The organism is Mesorhizobium sp. M7A.F.Ca.US.006.04.2.1 (assembly GCF_004022915.1).
Taxonomy (GTDB): Bacteria; Pseudomonadota; Alphaproteobacteria; order Rhizobiales; family Rhizobiaceae; genus Mesorhizobium; species Mesorhizobium ciceri.
Map to the genome: position 1 here is coordinate 1 of NZ_RZQA01001603.1, position 524 is coordinate 524.

The following is a 524-nucleotide window of genomic DNA, read 5'->3' on the forward strand; positions in this document are numbered from 1 at the left end:
CCTCAAGGAATTCGGCAACACGGTGCTGGTGCGCCACGAGAACGGCCTGGTCACCGTCTACGGCCATGCCAGCTCGATCGAGGTGCAGCGCGGCCAGAAGGTCAAGCGCGGCCAGGAGATCGCGCTGTCGGGCATGAGCGGCACGACGGACTCGCCGAAGCTGCACTTCGAAGTGCGCAAGAATTCGGCGCCAGTCGATCCCTCCGGTTATCTCGAATAGTCGGGGCTGTTTCGAATAGAAGAAAAAAAGCAATTTGCGGGCCGTCTGACCTCCAGTCCGGCCCGCCGGCTCAGCCCGTTCCGAAAGGAGCGGGCTTTTTCAGTTCCGGTGCGACGCGCCAGTCTTCAAGCTTCAAAGATGGTCGCGCAGAGTGTCGGCGATCATGACGCCAAGGCTGCTGGCCTTGACGCCGAGAAGCGTCTCCGCGTCGGAGGAATCGACCAGCAAGGGTTTGTCGAAGAGATAGCTCATCTCGATAAGCTCATGCATGCCCAATGCTTCCACTTCGGAGATGGAATAGGAG

1 protein-coding gene is annotated in these 524 nt (G+C 59.9%); it reads left to right on the forward strand.

Annotation, left to right across the window (positions count from 1 at the left end; genetic code table 11):
- A partial coding sequence (locus EN925_RS38970; RefSeq protein WP_145965339.1) for a M23 family metallopeptidase occupies window positions 1-220 on the forward strand: 220 nt, incomplete at its 5' end.
- Between the last annotated feature and the right edge of the window lie 304 nt (window positions 221-524).